This is a genomic window from Saccharopolyspora sp. NPDC045839 (genome assembly GCF_056431645.1).
In genome coordinates this window covers 38,598-55,688 of sequence record NZ_JBWKKH010000040.1, presented here as the reverse complement: position 1 = coordinate 55,688, position 17,091 = coordinate 38,598, and the positions used below count along the sequence as shown (strand labels likewise).

The window sequence follows — 17,091 nt, the reverse complement described above, 5'->3', positions numbered from 1 at the left end:
GCCGTTGACGCTGACGTTAGGAGCGCTTCAATGCCGCTGACCGGCGAGTACGAACCCAGCCCGACGGAGTGGGTGCGCAACCAGGTCGAGGAGTACGAAGGCTCGGGCGGCACCAGGGGAACCACGATGCGCGGGCTGCCGGTGATCGTCCTGACCACCAAGGGCAACAAGTCCGGGAAGCTCCGCAAGACCCCGCTGATGCGCGTGGAGCACGACGGTTCCTACGCCGCCGTCGCTTCCCTCGGCGGGGCGCCGAAGCACCCGGTCTGGTACTACAACGTGCTCTCGAACCCGACCGTCGAACTGCAGGACGGGCCGACGCGCCGGGACTACGTGGCGCGGGAGGTCACCGGGGACGAGAAGGCGCTGTGGTGGTCGCGCGCGGTCGCCGCCTATCCGGACTACGCGGACTACCAGGAGAAGACCTCGCGCGAGATTCCGGTGTTCGTGCTGGAACCGGCTGCTTAGCAAGATCGGGGCGCGACGGCTCGTGCCGTCGCGCCCCGATCATCGCATCCACAGAGGACAGAATCCGGCTGGATCATCCTTGAGTGGCAACCACTTCCAGTAGCCACCGAGGTCAGGCCGGGGTGCAGGTGGCTCGGACCTGGGTCGATGCGATGTGGGCGCCTTCGCCGTCCGCGCCGCCCGCGTAGTCCTCGCCCCGGTCGTGCAGCTTCACCGAGATCTTGCCCTGGGTGATCTGGTACGACCCGAGGTCCATCCACTTGCCGAGGTTGGTGACCTGGTTGATGTCCTTCACACCGATCACGTTCGCCGCGCCCTGCTCGAACGAGTTGAAGATCGAGTAGTGCGCCTTGGTCGCGCCGACGTTGCGGCGGTCGCCGTCGTTCGGGATGTAGACCGACAGCGCGCAGGTGCCGGTCGTCAGTTTGCCCGACACGTCGAAGGTCCACTTCGCGGAGTTGCTGGGGCCGGATGCGTCCAGGTCGCCGGACATCGGCATCGCGTCGAAGGTGCCGCGGCAACGGCCGTCGGCGGCACCGCCGTTGCGGATGTACCAGCCCTCGCTGCCGTTCGAGTGGTAGCCGACCGCCTGGTACTGCTCCGTCGCGGTGTTCGAGCAGCCCGCCCCGGCGATGAGCGTGCCGCTCCCGCCGCTCGGCCCGCTCACCTTCGACTGATCCGGCGGGGGCAGCGGGTCCTTCCCCGTCTCGGCGGGCTCCTCGCCCTGGGCTGGGGGGACGTCGTTCCCGGCGGTCAGCTCGGGCCGCGGGGCCGGTGCCGGCACCGGTTCCGCCACGGCTTCATGCCCCGGCAACGACTCCACCGCGTCGATCGGAACGCCGTCCCCGGCCAGCCCTGGGGTGTCGTCGTCACCCGAGAACAGCACCGCGAGCACGAACGGCACGGAGACGAGGATCACCGCCGCAGCGGCCAGCGAGATCAGCGAAACCTTCGACGGCAGGCCGACGTCCTTGCCCGGCTGGGGCGGAACGTCAGCGGCGGGCGCCGGTTCCGGCCGCGCCGCGCCGGAAAGCGAAGCCAGCGGGACCTTTTCGTAGGACGGCTCGTCGGGTTTCGCCGATTCGACCGGAGTGCCCTCCGCCGGCACGTAGAGCCGCAGTTCCGGCGGCAACGAATCCAGAGAGCGGTCCTCGGGCGACCCAGCGCCCCCGTTCCGGTCAGTATCCGACGCCACACCTACTCCAGAAATCGGGGAAGGCGACGTTCCCAAAAGGGACACCGCGTTTCAGCCGTAGCCTATACTTTGCCCCGATCTGGGGGGAACCTGCCGCTGATGCACCTTTACCAGATGTAAACACCTGGTCGACAGCAACAGAAACGAAGGTCATGCACGACCTCATCTTCGTCGCGCTCGTATCGCTGTGGTGCTCGGTGGCCGTGGGCCTGCTCGGCGCCTGGATCCTGTGGTTCCTGCGGCGGGGGTCGCTCGTCGTGATGATGATGATGCTCGCGGTCATCACCGTCATCTCCATCGGTTTCACCTTCGTGGTGCTCGCATTCCTCGACCTTTTCACCGTGCGCGGCATGACCGCCGTGCTGCTGGCGTGCATTCCGACGGCCGCGGTGTCGGTGATGCTGTGCCTGCTGCTCGGCAGGCGGATCCTGCACGGCAGCCGGAACCTCGCGCGCGCCACCCGCACCATGAGCGAGAACGGCCGGTTCGCGGCGCCCGCCCAGTCCGGCTCGGCGGAGCTGGCCGTGCTGACCCAGGAACTCGCCGCGACCAGCGCCGCGCTCACCGCCTCGCGGGAGCAGGAGCAGCTGCTGGAGGCGTCGCGGCGGCAGCTCATCGCCTGGGTGTCGCACGACCTGCGCACGCCGCTGGCGGGCCTGCGGGCGATGACCGAGGCGCTGCAGGACGGCATGGCCCGCGACCAGGACCGCTACCTGGGCCTGATCCTGCAGGAGACGCAGCGGCTGGACCACCTGGTCGGCGACCTGTTCGACCTGTCCCGCATCCAGTCCAACTCGCTGACCCTGTCGCTGACGCCGGTGTCGCTCGCGGACCTGATCAGCGACGCGGTGACCGCGATCGAGCCGCAGGCCCGCAGCTGCGGCGTGCGGCTGGTGCCGGGCGGCATCGAGCCGGTCGCGGTGCGGGTGGACATCCGCCAGATCAACCGGGTGCTGGGGAACCTGCTGAGCAACGCCGTCCGGCACACCCACCCCGGCGGCGCGGTCACGGTGTGCGCGCACGCGGCGGAGGGCCGGGCGGTGCTGTCCATTTCGGACGCCTGCGGCGGAATTCCGGAGCCGGACCTGCACAAGGTCTTCGAACCGGGCTGGCGGGGAACCCCGTCCCGCCCGGCGGGCAAGGACGTCGGCGGCGGGCTGGGGCTGGCGATCGTGCGCGGCATCATCGAGGCGCACCACGGCGACGTCGCCGTCCAGAACGTCGAGGGCGGCTGCCAGTTCACCGCGTGCCTACCACTGGCCGGTTGAGACTCGACCCCGACGACCCCGCCGCAGTTTCCATTGAAACTGCGGGTCTTCGGCGTGTCGGACCCCGACTCGCCGGGGCCTGTGGACAACTTCCGCAATTTCAATGGAAATCAGAGGTCTGATTTCCATTGAAATTGCGGAGGACCGAACCTTGGGTGCCGCCGTGTGGGGCGTGGACGGGGCGTTGTCGGGCGAGGCGTTGTCGGGCGAGGCGTCGTCGGGCGGGGTATCGGCTGGGGATCAGGCGGCTGCTAGAAGGGGTTCCCGTCGGACGACTCCCAGTTCGATCGCCTTGCGGGTCAGCTCCGCCTTGTTGCGGACCTCCAGCTTGGCCCGGATCCGCTTGACGTAGGTGTCGACCGTCGCTCCGGACAGGCCCATCCGCCGGGCCGCCTGGGAATGCGTGTAGCCGTCGGCGATCCAGCGCAGCACCTCCTGCTCGCGCCGGGTGAGCACCTGCTGCGCGGGCTCGGCCGGGGCGCCGCCGCCGATCAGGGCTGCCCGGGAACCCGACGCGACGTACACCGCACCGCGCGCCACCACGCCGAGCGCGTCGTAGAACTCCTGGTCGTCGCAGCCGTCGCCGATGAAGCCCAGCGCGCCGGCCCGCAGCAGCTCCGGGACCTGCGCGGCGGCCTGCTCCGGCAGCACCACGAGCACCCGGTAGGAGCGGCTCAGCCGCGAAACGCAGTGCACCAAGGCGTCCGCCGGCAGCGTTCCACCGTAGGCGAGCACCGCGACATCGGAGGCGCCGGACAGGCGCTCGGGAGCCTGGTCGAGCAGCCGGGAGATCTTCTCCTGCAACTCGGGGCGGTCGGCGAACACGGTCACGTCGGACAGCACACGAACCAGCAACGTTCTTCACTCCCGGTGTCGCCGGTTCGCGCCGCGGCACAGACGTCTTCGGCTGTTCGTCGCGATTCGGCGGAATTGGTGGGGCTAGGGAATTTCCGACTAGCCCGCGGCCTCTCTGGCACCAGGAACGCTACCTGCGGAATGGCCGGGATCGAAGAGATTCCAACGGTCTGTAAACGTCAGTCGGACCTTGTAAGAATCTGTAAGGGTCGCGCGCCCGCGGTAATCGATCGCGCACTTTCGGTAATGCGCGACTGCACCGCACACTCTGGGCGCGGGAGTGAGTGTGCGGTGCAGCGCGTTCCCGGCCCGCGGGAGGAGCCGGGAGATCGGGTCACCAGCGGCGGTGCGCTCCGGTGCCGAGCGGCCGGATGGCCGGCAGCACGGCGGTCTGCGCCGCGGCGACGTCCGCGACGTGCGGGCGGGGCGCCGTGCGCATGGGCACGGTTTCCCGGGCCGGCAGGGGCAGGGCCGGGAGCAGCTGGGTGTCGCCGTTCAGCCGCGCGCCTGCGCGGCCGTCGAGCAGGTCGACGCAGGTCAGGTCGCCGTTGTGCGACTCGATCACGTCCCGCAGGGTGCGCCGGTCGGCCCGGGAGACCGGGAGCTGCCGACGCTCGGCGAACGCCGCGAGCGCCTGGGCGGCCGCGAGTTCGTCTCCGTTGTCCAGGTGGTTGGCAACCGCAGCGCTGAGGTTGTCCGACATTTCCGGTGCGAGGTGCAGGAACACCTCGTCGAGCTCGTCGAAGCCGTCCATCTCGGCGGGCATGATCACGCCCTGATCCCAAACGAACACGGTTTCCTCCTGAATTCGCCGACTTTCGTCAGGCGCTGCAGTCGATCTTCATCTGCGCCGCGGCGTGGTGCGCGTAGGTGGGGCCCTTGTCGGTCCAGTCCTTGCCGCGGGAGTGCAGCTTGATGGTCAGCCGTCCACCGGTGACCGCGAACCGTCCACCGTCGACCCAGCTGCCCTGCCGGCTGGTCTGGAAGACCCGGAAGTCGCCGGACGGGCCCTTGGTCTCGTCGCCCTGGTAGACGGTGTAGTAGCTCGGGTAGCCGCCGACGTGCTGCAGGTCGCCGCGAGGCACGAACACCGACACCTGGCAGCTGCCCTGCTTGACGTCACCAGTAGTGAACCGCCAGACCGCGGAGTTGTCACCGTCCCGGTTCGGGTCACCCGACATCGGCAGGGAGGAGTACGAACCGTCGCAACCGTCGGCCGCGTGCGCGCCGCCGCTGTTGAGCCAGCCCTGATTGCCGTTGGCGTAGTAGCCGGGACGGCTGAAGCTGCCGCTCCCGCAGCCGGGCCCGGCGAAGCCGGAGAAGACGACCGGGTGGGCGGCGGTGCGCGCGGGGTCTCCCGGAACGGCGGGCTGCACCTCACCGCGCGGGATCTCCCCAGCAGGCGGAGGAGGCACCGGCGCGCCGTCGTTCGGGCTGCCCGGCGGCGGGGGGCCTTGGACCAGGTTGCCGGCCGGGATGCCCGGCGGCGGGACCGGCTGCTCCTGCGCCATGCCCGGGATGAAGCCGGACTGCGCCTGGGCGTCGTCCTCGTAGGCCGCCGGATTCGGCAGGGCGCGCGAGGGGGTGTCGTCGTTCTGGAGGAGGCCCGCGATCAGCACCGGGACGGACAGCAGCACCAGACCTGCCACGGCCGCGGCGGCCACCACCGGCTTGGACACGCGGTTTCCGGGACGCGACGGGACGTCGGCGGTCTTCGCGGTCTTGGCGGCGGCGACGGGCTTGGCCTTGGTGGCCGTCGCCGTGGCGGCCGCGGTCGCAGCCTCGGCCTCGACCGCCGTGGCCTTGCCGGTGCCGGCGTCGGCGACCGGCTCGGACAGGGCGGACTCCTTGATGGCGGGCATCATCTCGGTGTCCGCATTGGACGTCCGCAGCTCGCGATCGGCAAGGTAGGCGACGCCGCTCTCGCTCGCGCCGTAGTACTTGTCCTGCTCCCACGGGTGGTCGCCCTCGGTGGACTGATCTTTGCTGCCGCTCGGGCTCATCTCTCGCTTCCCATCGGTCGAGTCTCTGCCGGCCGCTCCCGCCGGGTCGGGGTTGTGCGGTTCGCGCTGCGGAGCCGTCTCACCCGGAGCACCGACCGCGCCAGGGCCCCGGGCATTGAGCCTGGTCAAGATCGCGCTGCTCGACAAGTAACCGAATAAGGGACAGGGGCGTCAGGGAAGCGCACTTGCACGTTCGGATAGCGCAAGGGTTCCGGCCGGGCTGTGGCGCGGAGCCGACCGGATCGGTTGATCTTGGCGCATGGCCCTTTCCCCTTTGGACGGTCCGACCGGCGGCTACCGCAACGCCCCCACGTCGGCCCCGGAAGCCGGGTACGTCTTGGCCGCACCACCGGAGTGGACACCGGCCGGTGGTGTGCTTTCGGTCGACCAGACCGAGTTGCGGCGCGCCGTCGCGTTGTTCCGGGAAGCGGCGGCAGCCGCCGGACGCGCAGCGGGGAGGGCGCCGCGAGTCGCGGAGCAGGGCCTGCCGCCGTGGGGCGATGATCCGCTCGGAGCGGCGTTTGGCGGCGGCTACCGGGATCCGGCCGAGCAGGCGTGCACGGCGCTGGACGAGCTGGCCGGGCTGCTCGGCGACGTCGCCGAGCGGCTCGTCGCGGTCGGGCGGACCTTCGCCGAAACCGAAGCGCAGAGCGTCGAGCACGCCCGGAGGTGGCCGGCCGATGCCCGCGACTGACGTACCGGACGATGTCCAACGGCTGCTGGAGGTGCTGGTCGGCAACGACTGGCCGGAGGGCGACCCGGACGAGCTGCGGGCGATGGCCACCAGCTGGCGCGACGTCGCCGAGCACCTGAACGGCGCCGCCGATTTGGTCAACAAGGGTGCGGCGCAGGTTGCTCTCGCACTGACCGGAGAGACGGCGGAGTCGTTCCGCGCGTTCATCGCGCCGTTCCTCGGCGATGAGGGCTATGTGCGGCAAATGGCTCTGGCCGCCTCCGGCTTCGCCGACGCGCTGGACGGGATGGCGCTGGAGATCGAGACGCTGCGGATCATCATCATTGAGCTGCTGATCATCCTGGCCATCGACATCGCGGCGCTGATCGCGGCCGCGGTGGCCACCTTCGGCGCCTCGACAGCCGCCATCCCGGCGATGATGGCCGCCACCCGGGTGACGATCACGACGGTGCTGCGGCAGGCGATCACCCAGGTGCTCACTCACCTTGCGGCCTCGGTGCTGAACCAGGTCGGGGTCACGTTCTTCGCGCAGTTCATCCAGATCTGCCAGGGGAAGCGGAAGGGATTCGACGGCGGGATGCTGGCGATCGCGGCGCAGAACGGCGCGATCGGCGGAGCCGTCGGCATCGGGGCGGGAGCGCTCGGCAACGCGATCAAGGTCGGCGGCGCGAAGGCACTCGACGGCAAGGTGCCCGGTACGCACCTGTTCGACGGATCGCCCGCGAACACCTGGAAAGGCGCAACGGCCAGGTTCGGAGCCAACCTGCCGCTGAACGCGGGATGGGGCTCGGCCGTCGGCGCGGCGGAAGCGGCGGCGCAGGACGCCGCATCGGGCGCGAGCGGGGACGAGGTGTACGGAGCGGAGAACGGAGCGTTCATCGGAGCGGTGGACGCGGGGAGGGGAGCGTACAACCCGCACGGGAAGTTCTCGACGTCGACGAGCGTCTACCTGGACAAAGCCCTGAACCTCCCGTGGCGGGACAAGAGCACGCCCCAGCCCGCCCCGTCACATCCGAATCCGATCCCGACTTCGTCGGAACCGCCGAAGCTCCCGGAAACCCCGAAGGAAGACTGGACCGCCTGGACCGACGAAACCATCGAAGCGCTGAACCGCTAACCGTCGGCGCCAGAAGACCCGTGTGCATTTTGCGTCGCTATAGCAGCACAAAATGCACACGGGTCCCAACAAGGCAGAACGTTCACCGACCGGGAACGACCAGCCGCCTCAGCGCTCGAACCGGCCGTCCTTGACGGCGGTGATGAACGCCGACCACTGCGCGTGGTCGGTGGTTAAGTGCCCTGCTGCACGGTTCTTGCTGTCCCGTACGGCAGCACCATCGCTGATTCGGCCAACTTCGACGCAGTTCGTCTGGGCGCTGCTGTAGCTGGACTTGCGCCATCCGAGTGGTACGTACGGCACGGTCATGATGTCGTCTCCAATTCCTCGATGATATCGGCGATGAGCTCCGCTGAGGTTTCGCAGTTCATCGCGGCGTCTCTCACGTTGTCCACGGCTTTCTGGTACGCCGCCACGTCTTCCGGCTCGTGGAAGAACAGTGCCGCACGTCGATTTTCCAAATGCACGACGGTTGGTTCGTCCTGGCTGTCGATGAGCACGAACGGCCCCTCCAGCGCCGGATGCCATCCCGCGGTCGATGACACCACTTGGAGAGTCACATTGGGCCGGTCGGCGAAGTCCAGCAGGTGGCGGAGCTGATCGATCACTACGTCATGGCCGCCGATTATCTGCCGAATAGCTGGTTCTCCTACAAGAGCGAGCAGGTTCGCCGGGCGGCGACGGGTCAGCACTTCCCGGCGACCTACACGGACGAGCACGCGGGTTTCGATTTCGGCAGCGGGCACCTCGGCCGCGACCATGATGGCGCGGGCGTAGTCCGCAGTTTGCAGCAAGCCGGGCATCAGCAACGGCGCCACGTCGGTGATGTGCGTCGCGGAACGTTCGAAGTCCAACAGCGCGGCCATTTGCCGTTCGCGGTCGCCGCTGCGCACGGACAGCCAGTGCGGCGCGTTGGTGCCGCGAGCCATTTCGAGTAGTTCTGCCCGGTCCTTGCCGTTCACCCCGACAGCCGCGAGAACTGACGCGACGTCTTCCGGGACGGGCGAACGCATGCCGGTCTCCCAGCGCGAAATCGCACTGTGCGACATGTCCAACTTCTCAGCGAGCCCGCGGACGGTGAAGCCGGCCGCTTTGCGCGCTTCGCGCAGTCGTGCACCCAGCGCCTTTGCTTTTGGTGTCCCATTGGTGCCAGCCATGCACCACAGCATAAGTCGACACGCAGGGCGTTGATCTGTCGCTCTTTCGATACCTTGATCTCTTGGTGCCAATGGTGCCAGTGTGATGGCACCAAACGTTCGATGGCACCAAAGTTGATGGATTCAGATTCTCGGGAGGCAGTGATGACGACGTACAGGCCGTACCCCTTCCACTGGGTTCCGGCTGCTGGGCTGCGGCATGCGAGTACCGATCGGCGGCCTGATGCCGCTTTGGCTTATCCGACCGGGACTTCCGTGTCGACGCTGTGTCGGCAGAAGTTGTCGGCAGACAACTCCGAGCTCGCGTGGTTGTGGTCTACGTGCGGTGACTGTGACGTCGAGGCACACCGGATAGCCCGAACCCTCTACGTCCCTGCTACCGGAAGGACTTTCTGACGTGTTGGCCATGCTTCCCGGAATCGCTGGGATCACCGGTGTTGTCGCGCTCTACCTGATCACCACCTGCTGGAAGTCCTACCGGCCGCAGCACGCCGGTGGCGGCGAAGGCGCCCTGACGGTGTGGCAACTCATCGCCGACGTCGAAGCCGAGCGACAACGGGATCAGGGCGGCCGGCACCGGCTCCGCGAACCACAGCCGCCACCGTCCACATCGGAGGATGAGCCGCCGTCGCTGGAAGTTCAGAGGCGAATACTGGACGCCCTCAGGCGCCTCTGACGACACCAGACCCGGGCCCGGCCGCCGATGCCCCCGACCTGCGGCGAACGGGTCCTGCGGGCCGGTCGGCGCGACTCCCCTCCCCACGCGCCGACCGGCCACCCCACCTCCTGGCCAGCAGGCCCGAGCCCGTCGCGATTTTGCCTAAAATCGGAAAGCCCTGAACCCGACGGGGTGGGACAGGGGGGACCCCGATTTTGCCTAAAATTGGGAGTTTCTGGACCACGCGGGTGGGTTTCCGATTTTGCCTAAAATTGGAAACCTGGGCCGTGAGTGCGTTGGGGCGCTATGGCACCCCAAACACTCACGGAACCACGGCGCTTGCTACTTCAGGTCCGATCCCTTCGCGACGACGACCCCGTAGATGTCTCCGATCGTCGCCAGCGCGCTGTGGTGGATCTGCTCGGCGGACAGCTCGACCCCGGCTCCCGACAGTGGCCGCGTGGCACACGCGTCCGCGACGACCGTGGGCGAGTAGCCGCGCAGGAACGCGCCTTCGCTCGTGAAGGTGACGCACATGTGCGTCATGAACCCGACGATGATCACGTTCTTGCGGCCCGTCGCCGCGACCCTCTCCTCGAGATCGGTGCCGTGGAAGGAGTTCGGCGCGTGCTTCACCACGACGGGCTCACCGTCGACCGATGCCACGCGGGGGTGGATCTCGCCGATCTCGGCGCGGATGTCGTAAGGCGTGCCCTCGCCACTGTCGTGGACGACGTGGATCACCGGCGTCCCGGCCTCACGCGCCCGCGCCAGCAGCGCCGCAGCGGAATCCAAGGCCTCGCTCCAGCCCTGCAGCTCCATCACGCCACGGGTGTAGGTGTTCTGGTAGTCGACCAGGATCAGCGTGGCGTCGGCGAGGGTCGCCGGTGTTTCGCCGAAGCCGTTGAGCTGGCGCAGCGTCGTGGAAGCCATGGGCAAGAGCCCTCCTCAGGTGGGGTTTCGGGATCGCTCGGCGCCCTGGCGGCGCCGACGTGATCGACGCTACGATCGCGCCGAGGTGTCTGCAATGACGCCCGACTTGCAGATCTGGACATCGCGTTGGAGGGAGAGCCCGTGCCCGCGCTGAAGCGGCTGATCGTCATCGTCGTCTTCGACGGCGTCGACCTGCTGGACATCACCGGCCCGCCGGAGGTGTTCGCCCTGCTGCAGCGGGAGGTCGACACCGACACCGGCTACCGCGTGCTCCTGACCGCCGAGACCACGGATCCGGTCACCACCGCGGCGGGCGTGCGCGTCCTGCCGGACGCCACGTTCGACGAGGTCAGCGGCCAGCGCATCGACACCCTCCTGGTTCCCGGCTCGGTGCGCATCGACGCCGACCAGCGCGTGACCGCCCTGACGGACCCGGAGGTCACCGCCCGCGTCGAGCAGCTCGCCGGCACGTCGCGCCGCATCGCCTCCGTGTGCGTCGGCGCCCACATCCTGGCCGCCGCGGGCCTGCTCGACGGGAAGCGCGCCACCACGCACTGGTCGACCGCCCACCAGCTGGCCGCCGACCACCCCGCCGTCACCGTGGACGCCGACCCGATCTTCATCCGCGACGGCGCCGTGTGGACCGGCGCGGGCATCAGCTCCTGCCTCGACCTGTCCCTGGCCCTGGTCGCCGAGGACTTCGGCGAGCCCGTCGCGCTTCGCGTGGCCCGCCATCTCGTGATGTACCTGAAGCGCCCCAGCGGGCAGAGCCAGTTCTCCGTGCCCCTCGAACCGGTCTCCACCACGCGCCGGATCGAGGACCTGCGGCACTACATCACCGCCAACCTGACCCGGCCCATCGGCCTCGCCGAGCTCGCCGAACACGCCCGGGTCTCCGAACGCCAGCTCGCCCGCATCTTCAAGGCGGAACTCGGCATGACACCGACCGCCTACATCGAATCCGCCCGCGTCGAACTCGCCCGCAACCAGCTGGAATCGACCGACGCGACCCTGGACCGCATCGCCACCACCTGCGGGTTCGGCACCGTCGACACCCTCATCCGCGCCTTCCGCCGCCAACTGGCGACCACGCCGAGCGAATACCGCAGCGGCTTCCAGATGTCCATCTGACCGTCCGGCGCCTCGCGAGTGCGCGGTGTGGGGCGCCGTTTTCGCGCGAAACCGGCGCCCCGCAGGCGTGGAGAACGCCGGTTTCTCGCGAAAACGGCGCACAGCGCGACACTATGCTCCAACCATCACACGGGTGTCAGGGAGTTGGGCGTGCGCATCGGGGAACTTTCGGAGCGGACCGGCACTTCGCGGCGGTTGATCCGGTACTACGAGGAGCAGGGGCTGATCGTCGCCGACCGGTCCCCGAACGGCTACCGGGAATTCGCGGAGTACAACGTGGACCGGGTGATGCAGATCCGCGGGCTGCTCGACGCGGGGCTGCCGACGCGGATCATCAAGCAGATCCTGCCGTGCCTGGACAAACCCCGGGTCATCTACTTCCCCGACGCGACGCCGGAGATGATCGCGACCCTGGAGCACGAGCGGGACCGCATGACGGACTGGATCAGGTGCCTGACCAGAAACCGGGACGCGGTAGGGGAATACCTCGACGCGGTCCTCGAGTACAACCGCACCGGCGCAGCCCCGGAAGCGACCGGATAGCTCAGGCGTCGGTCGGCTGCCCCTCGTTCTCCATGCGGACCATCGCCACCCACTCGCGACGGGTCGGCGTCCGCGCCTCCGGACCGGATTCGGCGATGTGCGCCCGTAGCCCGGGAGGCAGCGCGATGCCGTGCTTATCCAGGTAGTACGTGGTCAAGTCCGACCAGATCCAACTGCCGTCGGTGCGCAGCCCGATCGGGACGATCGGCTCGCCATCGTCGGCGAACACATCGGGCACCAGGTCCTCGTCGTCGGTCAGCCGCTCCGCCGAGTTGAGGTAGGCGATCTGCCCGTCGCGTTCGGCTCCGGCCGGCTCGCGCTCTTCGCTCTCCTCGTCGAACTGCGCCAGCTCAACGGTCGGCTGCGGGCCGACGCCGTAGATCTCCCGCCCCTGCACCAGCGCCGGTGCGTGGTAGAAGGGGTCGAGCGGGCTTTCCGAGCGGAACACCTCGACCTGCGGGCCGGCGAGGCCGGCTTTCCAGAGCCGGTCCGCGAGCTCGGCCGCCATCAGGTGCGGGTGCAGGCCCTTCTCGGTCTCGACCAGGTGAATCAACCGGGCGGTCCGCTCGTCCCCGCCCTCCGGCAGCCGCCACACCTGCCACCCGGTGTGCTTGCCGGGCTGGGCCTCCAGGTACTCGCGGACGACCGCGGCGCAGATCTCGGCGACGTCGGCGTCGTCCTCCCGGTCCGCCCAGAAGTCCCAGGTCACCAGGGTGAAGTCCACCTCTTCGTCGAGCCGGGCGACCCGCGCGGCGGTCACCTCGTCGACGCCGTCGAGCAGGATCTCGCGGCTCTCCGGCGGCAACGACCGGCCCCAGTCCAGGAACACCTGAGCGATCAACCGCACGGCGTGCGACCACTGCCCGGCGGCCAGCCACTGCCGTGCCTGCCACACCACGTCGTCGGGCAGCATCGGCGAGAACTGCAACAGCAACTCGTGCCGAGCCAGGTCCTGCTCTTCCATTCCGAACCCCAAACCTCAAGTGCCTACCAACAGAGTTCCCGGTCCCCCGGCATCGGTTCAAGTAACCCATACCGGGACGCGCGCTTGCGCCACGTCGTCCGGCGTCGGCGCGATCAGCGGGTTCTGCCCCTCATCGGCGGCGATCCCCGGGAACCCGCACCGATCCCCCGGTGCCTCCGCTGCTTTCGCCCTCGCGCAGCGCTGCGCGCAGTTCCTTGAAGATCTCCGCGAGTTTCCTCGGATCGGGCTCGGGCCTGGAATCGATCAGCGTCTGGACGAGGCGTTCGCGGAACGACTGCAGCGACTCGCGGAACGCCCGCAGGTGGGCCTCGACCTCGGACGGGTCTGCCCCGGCGGCCCGACGTTCCATGACGAACGCCTTGATCTCCAGGTTCACCAGGCCCACGATCTCGTCATCCGCGATCTTCGCCCGCTGCGAGCGGCGTTCTTCCGCCGCGGGATCGTGATTCTGGCCCGCGGCGGGATCGGTCGCCGTGTTCGTCGCCGCCGTCGACGTGGACGGCCCCGCATGGTTGCTGGAAGATCCGGCGACCAGTTCCCGGTGCGTCGCCTCCCAGTCGCTTCGTGCGCGAAGCTCCGCGCGCAGCTTTGCGAGCAGTTCGTTGAAGCGCGCGTTGTCGACGTTGTAGACCGCGTCCGCGATGGGCTGCTCGTACCGCTTCAGGGATTCGTCGTCGACAACGTCCAGGAGCTGTTCGACCCGGCGCTCGCGAACGTAGCTCTGCACCTCCACTTCGATCAGCTGCTCGGCGACCTCGGGCATCTTCTCCTTGGCGTCAGGAAGCTTCTCCCAGTTCTGGGGATCTTCCGCCCAGTTCTTGCCCTTCTCGCGGTCCAGCCGATCCCACATCTCGCCGGTGAGCTCTTCGCCCCCGGTCAGCGTCTCACTCGGCTTGGCCATGAACCGCGGGTTCAGCACGAACTCGCCGAGCGCGTACGTCCGGCCGTCCCTGTCCGCGTAGCCCGCCTTGGTGGTCTCGACGCCGACGACGGCTTCCGGGTGGATGCCCAGCGGGAACGCGACCTCGCGCTCGTGGTGGAACCTCGTGGCCAGGCCGATGGTGTGGTTCACCGATATACCGCCGGGCGCGAAGATCGAGAACCGCAGCACCTGGTCGGCGCCCTTGATGAAGTTCGCAGCCCGCGTCGTGCTCACGTACATCGACGGCTCGTTCGCGGACACGTATTCCGGCAGCTCGACGTTGTCCCCGTTGGCGTAGGTGTTCTCCGGGTTCCTCGGCCGGAACCCGTGCCGGATGACCTCCGCGAGCGTTTCCCAAGCCCTGGCGACGCGGAACAAGATCGCGAGGTCCTGGCGGAACAGCGGGCGCGGGACGATCTTGCGGTAGATCTCCTCGACGAACTCCGGCGTCACCGTCGACCGGTCGATGGCCGCCACCTGCAGCAGGTCGGCCGGTCGTTCCGGAGTCGGCAGGTGCTGCTCGAACTCGACAGGTTGCGGCACGCCGACCTTGGTGGTGAACCTGAACAGACCTCCGTTGCCCGGATCGCCCGAGTACCAGCGGTACGCGCCGTCTTCCAGGCGGGCCACCATCCTGGACGGGTTCCCGGTGGCGGGGATGATCTCCACGATCCCGTTCGCGTGCGCGGTCCGCCGCCACTGCCCGTCCGCGCTCACCTGGACGACCTGGTCGCCCTGCGACTGCGGTTCGCCCCAGCTCTCCCACACCGCGTGCTCGAGCTCCGCGAACTTCTTCCGCGTTCCCCGCCCGACGGTCCGGGCTTCGAGGTGCGCCCCCGGTTCCGCGTCCGGGTCGTCGGCGTTCTCGTTCAGCTCCGCGACGCCGGTGTTCTCGTCGTAGGTGAACCTGACCCGGTACTGAGCCGGCTCGTCGGATTCGGTCTCCTCGTTGAAGCGCTTGCCCCGGTGCGCGAACTCCAGCGTCACCTGACCGCCTTCGCCGTCGGACCAGGTGCCGAGGTGCGCCGCGCCGACGCGGTCGAGGAGCAACACCAGATCGCCGGCCCGGAACCGCATGACTTGACCAGCCTCATTACCGCCGTACAGCAGCGGTTTCGGCGACTGCCACGGGCTCGAACCGCCGGGTTCGGTGCTCATCGCCGCCGTCGACGTTGACGGCCCGGAATCGTCCGCCTCGGTCGATGCCGGGGTCTGCGACAGCGCTGCCCAGATGTCCGTCGCCAGGTCATAGGACGCCGTCTCGGGGTTCCCGGTCGCCACTTCACCGGTTTGCGACCCGTTCGCGCCGTCCATCGGCTGCCGGCCGCCGCCGACCTCATCCGCGCCCTGCACCGGATCGTTGTGCGGCGTGGTCGGGGCGATCTCCTGCAGGACCATCTGCCCGTCGGTCGACACCACCCGGAAGCGGGTGCCCGCAGGGATCCCGACCCGGCCTTCCCGGACGAGGTGCGCCGACTGCCAGGCATGCCCCGGCGCGGGCCGGAACACCACAGTGCTGGTCGCGCCGATCACGCCCGAGGAGGCGAATGCGCTGGTCGGCAGGCTCACCTCGGCCCCGGGCTGGAGGTCGCCCAGCCAGCCTTCCCACCGGCTGGCACCCGAAACCTCGTCGCCGGTGAAAGCCGGGAACCGGCGCACGCCGTTGTTGACGAAGGCCTCGACCAGCATCGCGAGCGGGCGGCTCGCCCGGAGGTCGGCGTGGAAGTCCGGATATGCGGTGACGACGCCGTCCGAGGCCGCCAGGTGCGCCGCCGCGAGCTCCAGGTCGGACGTTTCGAGGTGCTCGGGAATCGACGGGGCACCGCCGAGAGTGGTGTCGAGGAACTCCTCGACCGCGAACCTGGCACGGCACAACTCGTTGCCGCCCCAGAGGTTCTGGAAGGTACCGGCGTCGCGCGGGCCGGGCCGGAATCCGTCCGTGATCCGGGCTTGGGCGAGCTCGACGTCGCGCCAATCCGGTCCCACGTCGTGGCGCCATCGCGCGAGCAGGTCGGTCACTTCTCCGGACGTCCAGTCCTCCGGGGTGCTCGACCGACCGGTCTGCCGCAGGTAGTACGCCCGGAACTGCGCGAGCGCGCCCATCCGGATGCCGTGCGACACGAGCGTCCGCAAGCCGTGGAAGACCGGGTCGTTCGCCAGAGCCCGACCGCCTTGCGTCTGCAGGTGCCTGGCGAGGCGCACCGGGTCCACTGCGGGGATCACGCCGTTGGCCACCAGCTGCTGGTGCACATCGGTCCACCAGGTGCCCTCGTTGAGCAGGAAGCCCCACGCGTCGCTCGGGGGCACCGCCAGGAATCCCTCCGGGCGGGCGGCGATGACCGACGTGGCGGCCCGCAGCTCCGGCCCGAGAACGCCCAGCCGCATCGGGTCGGTCAGCTGCATCTCGTGGGCCAGGAGGATCAGCGGACCGGCGTTCTCCTCGTCGATGCCGAGCTGCTGCGCCACATCCCGGAGCTCGTCCGGGAGGTGGCCGAGGTGCCCTGCGTAGGCGCCGAGCATCGCGAGGTCGTGACCCGCGTTGAAGTCGGCCGCGAGCTGGGCCAGGCGTTGCACCACGTCGGGGCCGGACCGGCGCAGATGACCGAGCCGGTCGCGGTCGGCCAGGGCCGATGCGAGCAGCGAGATCATCTGGCGAGCCGCGGCAGGGTCGTTCTCGTTCCAGGTCACGCCGACCGGAGTGGGCCAACCACCGTGCATTTCGAGCGTTGCCGCACGCAAGCGGTCGAACGGATCGGCGGATCCGCGGACCACCACGCTCAGCGAAATGGGATCCATCACGGCCGACGACGAGGTCGGTGCCACGGTGAAGACACCGAGCACCGCCAGCGGACCGGCCGCGCCGAGCTCGCCGGTGGCCGCTTCGCGCACCAGCTCGAACAGGAGCTGACGGTCCTGCGGCGACGGGAACCCCTGCAGGGCGGCGATGTCGCGCAGGTCGTTGATCAGCTGGTCGCGGATGTTGTCGTCGTGGATGTCCCGGAATGCCGGGAAGAACGGCCGCAGCACTTCGTAGGAGGTCAGCTGGAGGGCGCGCACCGCGGTTCGGATGGCGTCCGGGGTGTTGTCGATGTCCTCCCCGGGCAGCTGGGGGTGGAACTCCGCGTCGTAGACCGGCGGCTCGCCGACCGGGTTGGACGCCGG

Annotated in this window: 17 protein-coding genes (1 of these 17 cut by a window edge); 8 read left to right on the top strand and 9 right to left on the bottom strand. The window is 69.1% G+C overall.

Annotated features, from left to right (window positions below; all coding sequences use genetic code 11):
- The first annotated feature begins 30 nt into the window (after nt 1-30).
- The gene (locus AC07EQ_RS37000; RefSeq protein ID WP_478392470.1) at nt 31-468 is read left to right on the top strand and encodes a nitroreductase family deazaflavin-dependent oxidoreductase; all 438 of its coding nucleotides are present in this window, start codon (nt 31-33) and stop codon (nt 466-468) included.
- Between the two features lie 112 nt (nt 469-580).
- Here AC07EQ_RS37000 and AC07EQ_RS36995 read toward each other — a convergent pair whose 3' ends face one another.
- Nucleotides 581-1,600, bottom strand: a complete 1,020-nt coding sequence (locus tag AC07EQ_RS36995) for a hypothetical protein (protein WP_478392469.1) — start codon at nt 1,598-1,600, stop codon at nt 581-583.
- Nucleotides 1,601-1,815: 215 nt separating this feature from the next.
- Here AC07EQ_RS36995 and AC07EQ_RS36990 point away from each other — a divergent pair, with 215 nt between their 5' ends.
- Nucleotides 1,816-2,931 carry a sensor histidine kinase gene (locus AC07EQ_RS36990; RefSeq protein WP_478392468.1) on the top strand — a complete coding sequence of 372 codons (1,116 nt, stop codon included), beginning with the start codon at nt 1,816-1,818 and terminating at the stop codon, nt 2,929-2,931.
- A 240-nt stretch (nt 2,932-3,171) separates the two neighbouring features.
- Here the strand turns inward: AC07EQ_RS36990 and AC07EQ_RS36985 are convergent, their stop codons facing one another.
- The 3 genes from AC07EQ_RS36985 to AC07EQ_RS36975 form a co-directional block, all read right to left on the bottom strand.
- Nucleotides 3,172-3,786: a response regulator transcription factor gene (locus AC07EQ_RS36985; RefSeq protein ID WP_207954896.1), complete on the bottom strand. Its 615-nt coding sequence runs from the start codon at nt 3,784-3,786 to the stop codon at nt 3,172-3,174.
- 334 nt (nt 3,787-4,120) lie between these two features.
- Nucleotides 4,121-4,579: a hypothetical protein gene (locus AC07EQ_RS36980; protein ID WP_478392467.1), complete on the bottom strand. Its 459-nt coding sequence runs from the start codon at nt 4,577-4,579 to the stop codon at nt 4,121-4,123.
- Nucleotides 4,580-4,607: 28 nt separating this feature from the next.
- The gene (locus AC07EQ_RS36975; RefSeq protein ID WP_478392466.1) at nt 4,608-5,789 is read right to left on the bottom strand and encodes a hypothetical protein; all 1,182 of its coding nucleotides are present in this window, start codon (nt 5,787-5,789) and stop codon (nt 4,608-4,610) included.
- Nucleotides 5,790-6,048: 259 nt separating this feature from the next.
- Here AC07EQ_RS36975 and AC07EQ_RS36970 point away from each other — a divergent pair, with 259 nt between their 5' ends.
- Together AC07EQ_RS36970 and AC07EQ_RS36965 are read left to right on the top strand one after the other, a co-directional pair.
- Nucleotides 6,049-6,483, top strand: a complete 435-nt coding sequence (locus tag AC07EQ_RS36970; RefSeq protein ID WP_478392465.1) for a hypothetical protein — start codon at nt 6,049-6,051, stop codon at nt 6,481-6,483.
- Nucleotides 6,470-7,600, top strand: coding sequence for a WXG100 family type VII secretion target (locus tag AC07EQ_RS36965; protein ID WP_478392464.1), 1,131 nt, complete (start codon nt 6,470-6,472; stop codon nt 7,598-7,600). The genes AC07EQ_RS36970 and AC07EQ_RS36965 overlap by 14 nt, the downstream gene beginning before the upstream one ends.
- A 108-nt stretch (nt 7,601-7,708) precedes the next feature.
- Here the strand turns inward: AC07EQ_RS36965 and AC07EQ_RS36960 are convergent, their stop codons facing one another.
- Together AC07EQ_RS36960 and AC07EQ_RS36955 are read right to left on the bottom strand one after the other, a co-directional pair.
- Entirely contained in the window at nt 7,709-7,909 is a 201-nt protein-coding gene (locus tag AC07EQ_RS36960) for a DUF397 domain-containing protein (protein WP_478392463.1), read from the bottom strand.
- The gene (locus AC07EQ_RS36955) at nt 7,906-8,757 is read right to left on the bottom strand and encodes a helix-turn-helix domain-containing protein (RefSeq protein ID WP_478392462.1); all 852 of its coding nucleotides are present in this window, start codon (nt 8,755-8,757) and stop codon (nt 7,906-7,908) included. The genes AC07EQ_RS36960 and AC07EQ_RS36955 overlap by 4 nt, the downstream gene beginning before the upstream one ends.
- Nucleotides 8,758-8,859: 102 nt before the next feature.
- Between AC07EQ_RS36955 and AC07EQ_RS36950 the strand changes: the two genes are divergently transcribed.
- Nucleotides 8,860-9,153 carry an HC3 family zinc finger protein gene (locus AC07EQ_RS36950; protein ID WP_478392461.1) on the top strand — a complete coding sequence of 98 codons (294 nt, stop codon included), beginning with the start codon at nt 8,860-8,862 and terminating at the stop codon, nt 9,151-9,153.
- 10 nt (nt 9,154-9,163) lie between these two features.
- Nucleotides 9,164-9,433, top strand: coding sequence for a hypothetical protein (locus tag AC07EQ_RS36945; RefSeq protein WP_478392460.1), 270 nt, complete (start codon nt 9,164-9,166; stop codon nt 9,431-9,433).
- Nucleotides 9,434-9,757: 324 nt separating this feature from the next.
- On the opposite strand, the gene AC07EQ_RS36940 is transcribed toward AC07EQ_RS36945, so the two are convergent.
- A complete protein-coding gene (locus AC07EQ_RS36940) occupies nt 9,758-10,348 on the bottom strand; it encodes a cysteine hydrolase family protein (protein ID WP_478392459.1) in 591 nt (196 codons plus the stop codon).
- A gap of 141 nt (nt 10,349-10,489) precedes the next feature.
- On the opposite strand from AC07EQ_RS36940, the gene AC07EQ_RS36935 reads away from it, so the two are divergent.
- Both AC07EQ_RS36935 and AC07EQ_RS36930 read left to right on the top strand, forming a co-directional pair.
- A complete protein-coding gene (locus AC07EQ_RS36935; protein ID WP_478392458.1) occupies nt 10,490-11,479 on the top strand; it encodes a GlxA family transcriptional regulator in 990 nt (329 codons plus the stop codon).
- A 150-nt stretch (nt 11,480-11,629) separates the two neighbouring features.
- On the top strand, nt 11,630-12,022 hold the full coding sequence (locus AC07EQ_RS36930) for a MerR family transcriptional regulator (RefSeq protein ID WP_478392457.1): 393 nt from the start codon (nt 11,630-11,632) through the stop codon (nt 12,020-12,022).
- 1 nt (nt 12,023) lies between these two features.
- Here AC07EQ_RS36930 and AC07EQ_RS36925 read toward each other — a convergent pair whose 3' ends face one another.
- Complete coding sequence (locus tag AC07EQ_RS36925; RefSeq protein WP_478392456.1) at nt 12,024-12,986, bottom strand: hypothetical protein; 963 nt, start codon at nt 12,984-12,986, stop codon at nt 12,024-12,026.
- 130 nt (nt 12,987-13,116) lie between these two features.
- A protein-coding gene (locus AC07EQ_RS36920; protein ID WP_478392455.1) for a scabin-related ADP-ribosyltransferase crosses the window boundary here: on the bottom strand, nt 13,117-17,091 show its end. The gene runs 24,729 nt beyond the window's last position; 3,975 of the gene's 28,704 nt are visible here — the last part of the coding sequence; its start codon lies off the right edge, out of view; its stop codon occupies nt 13,117-13,119.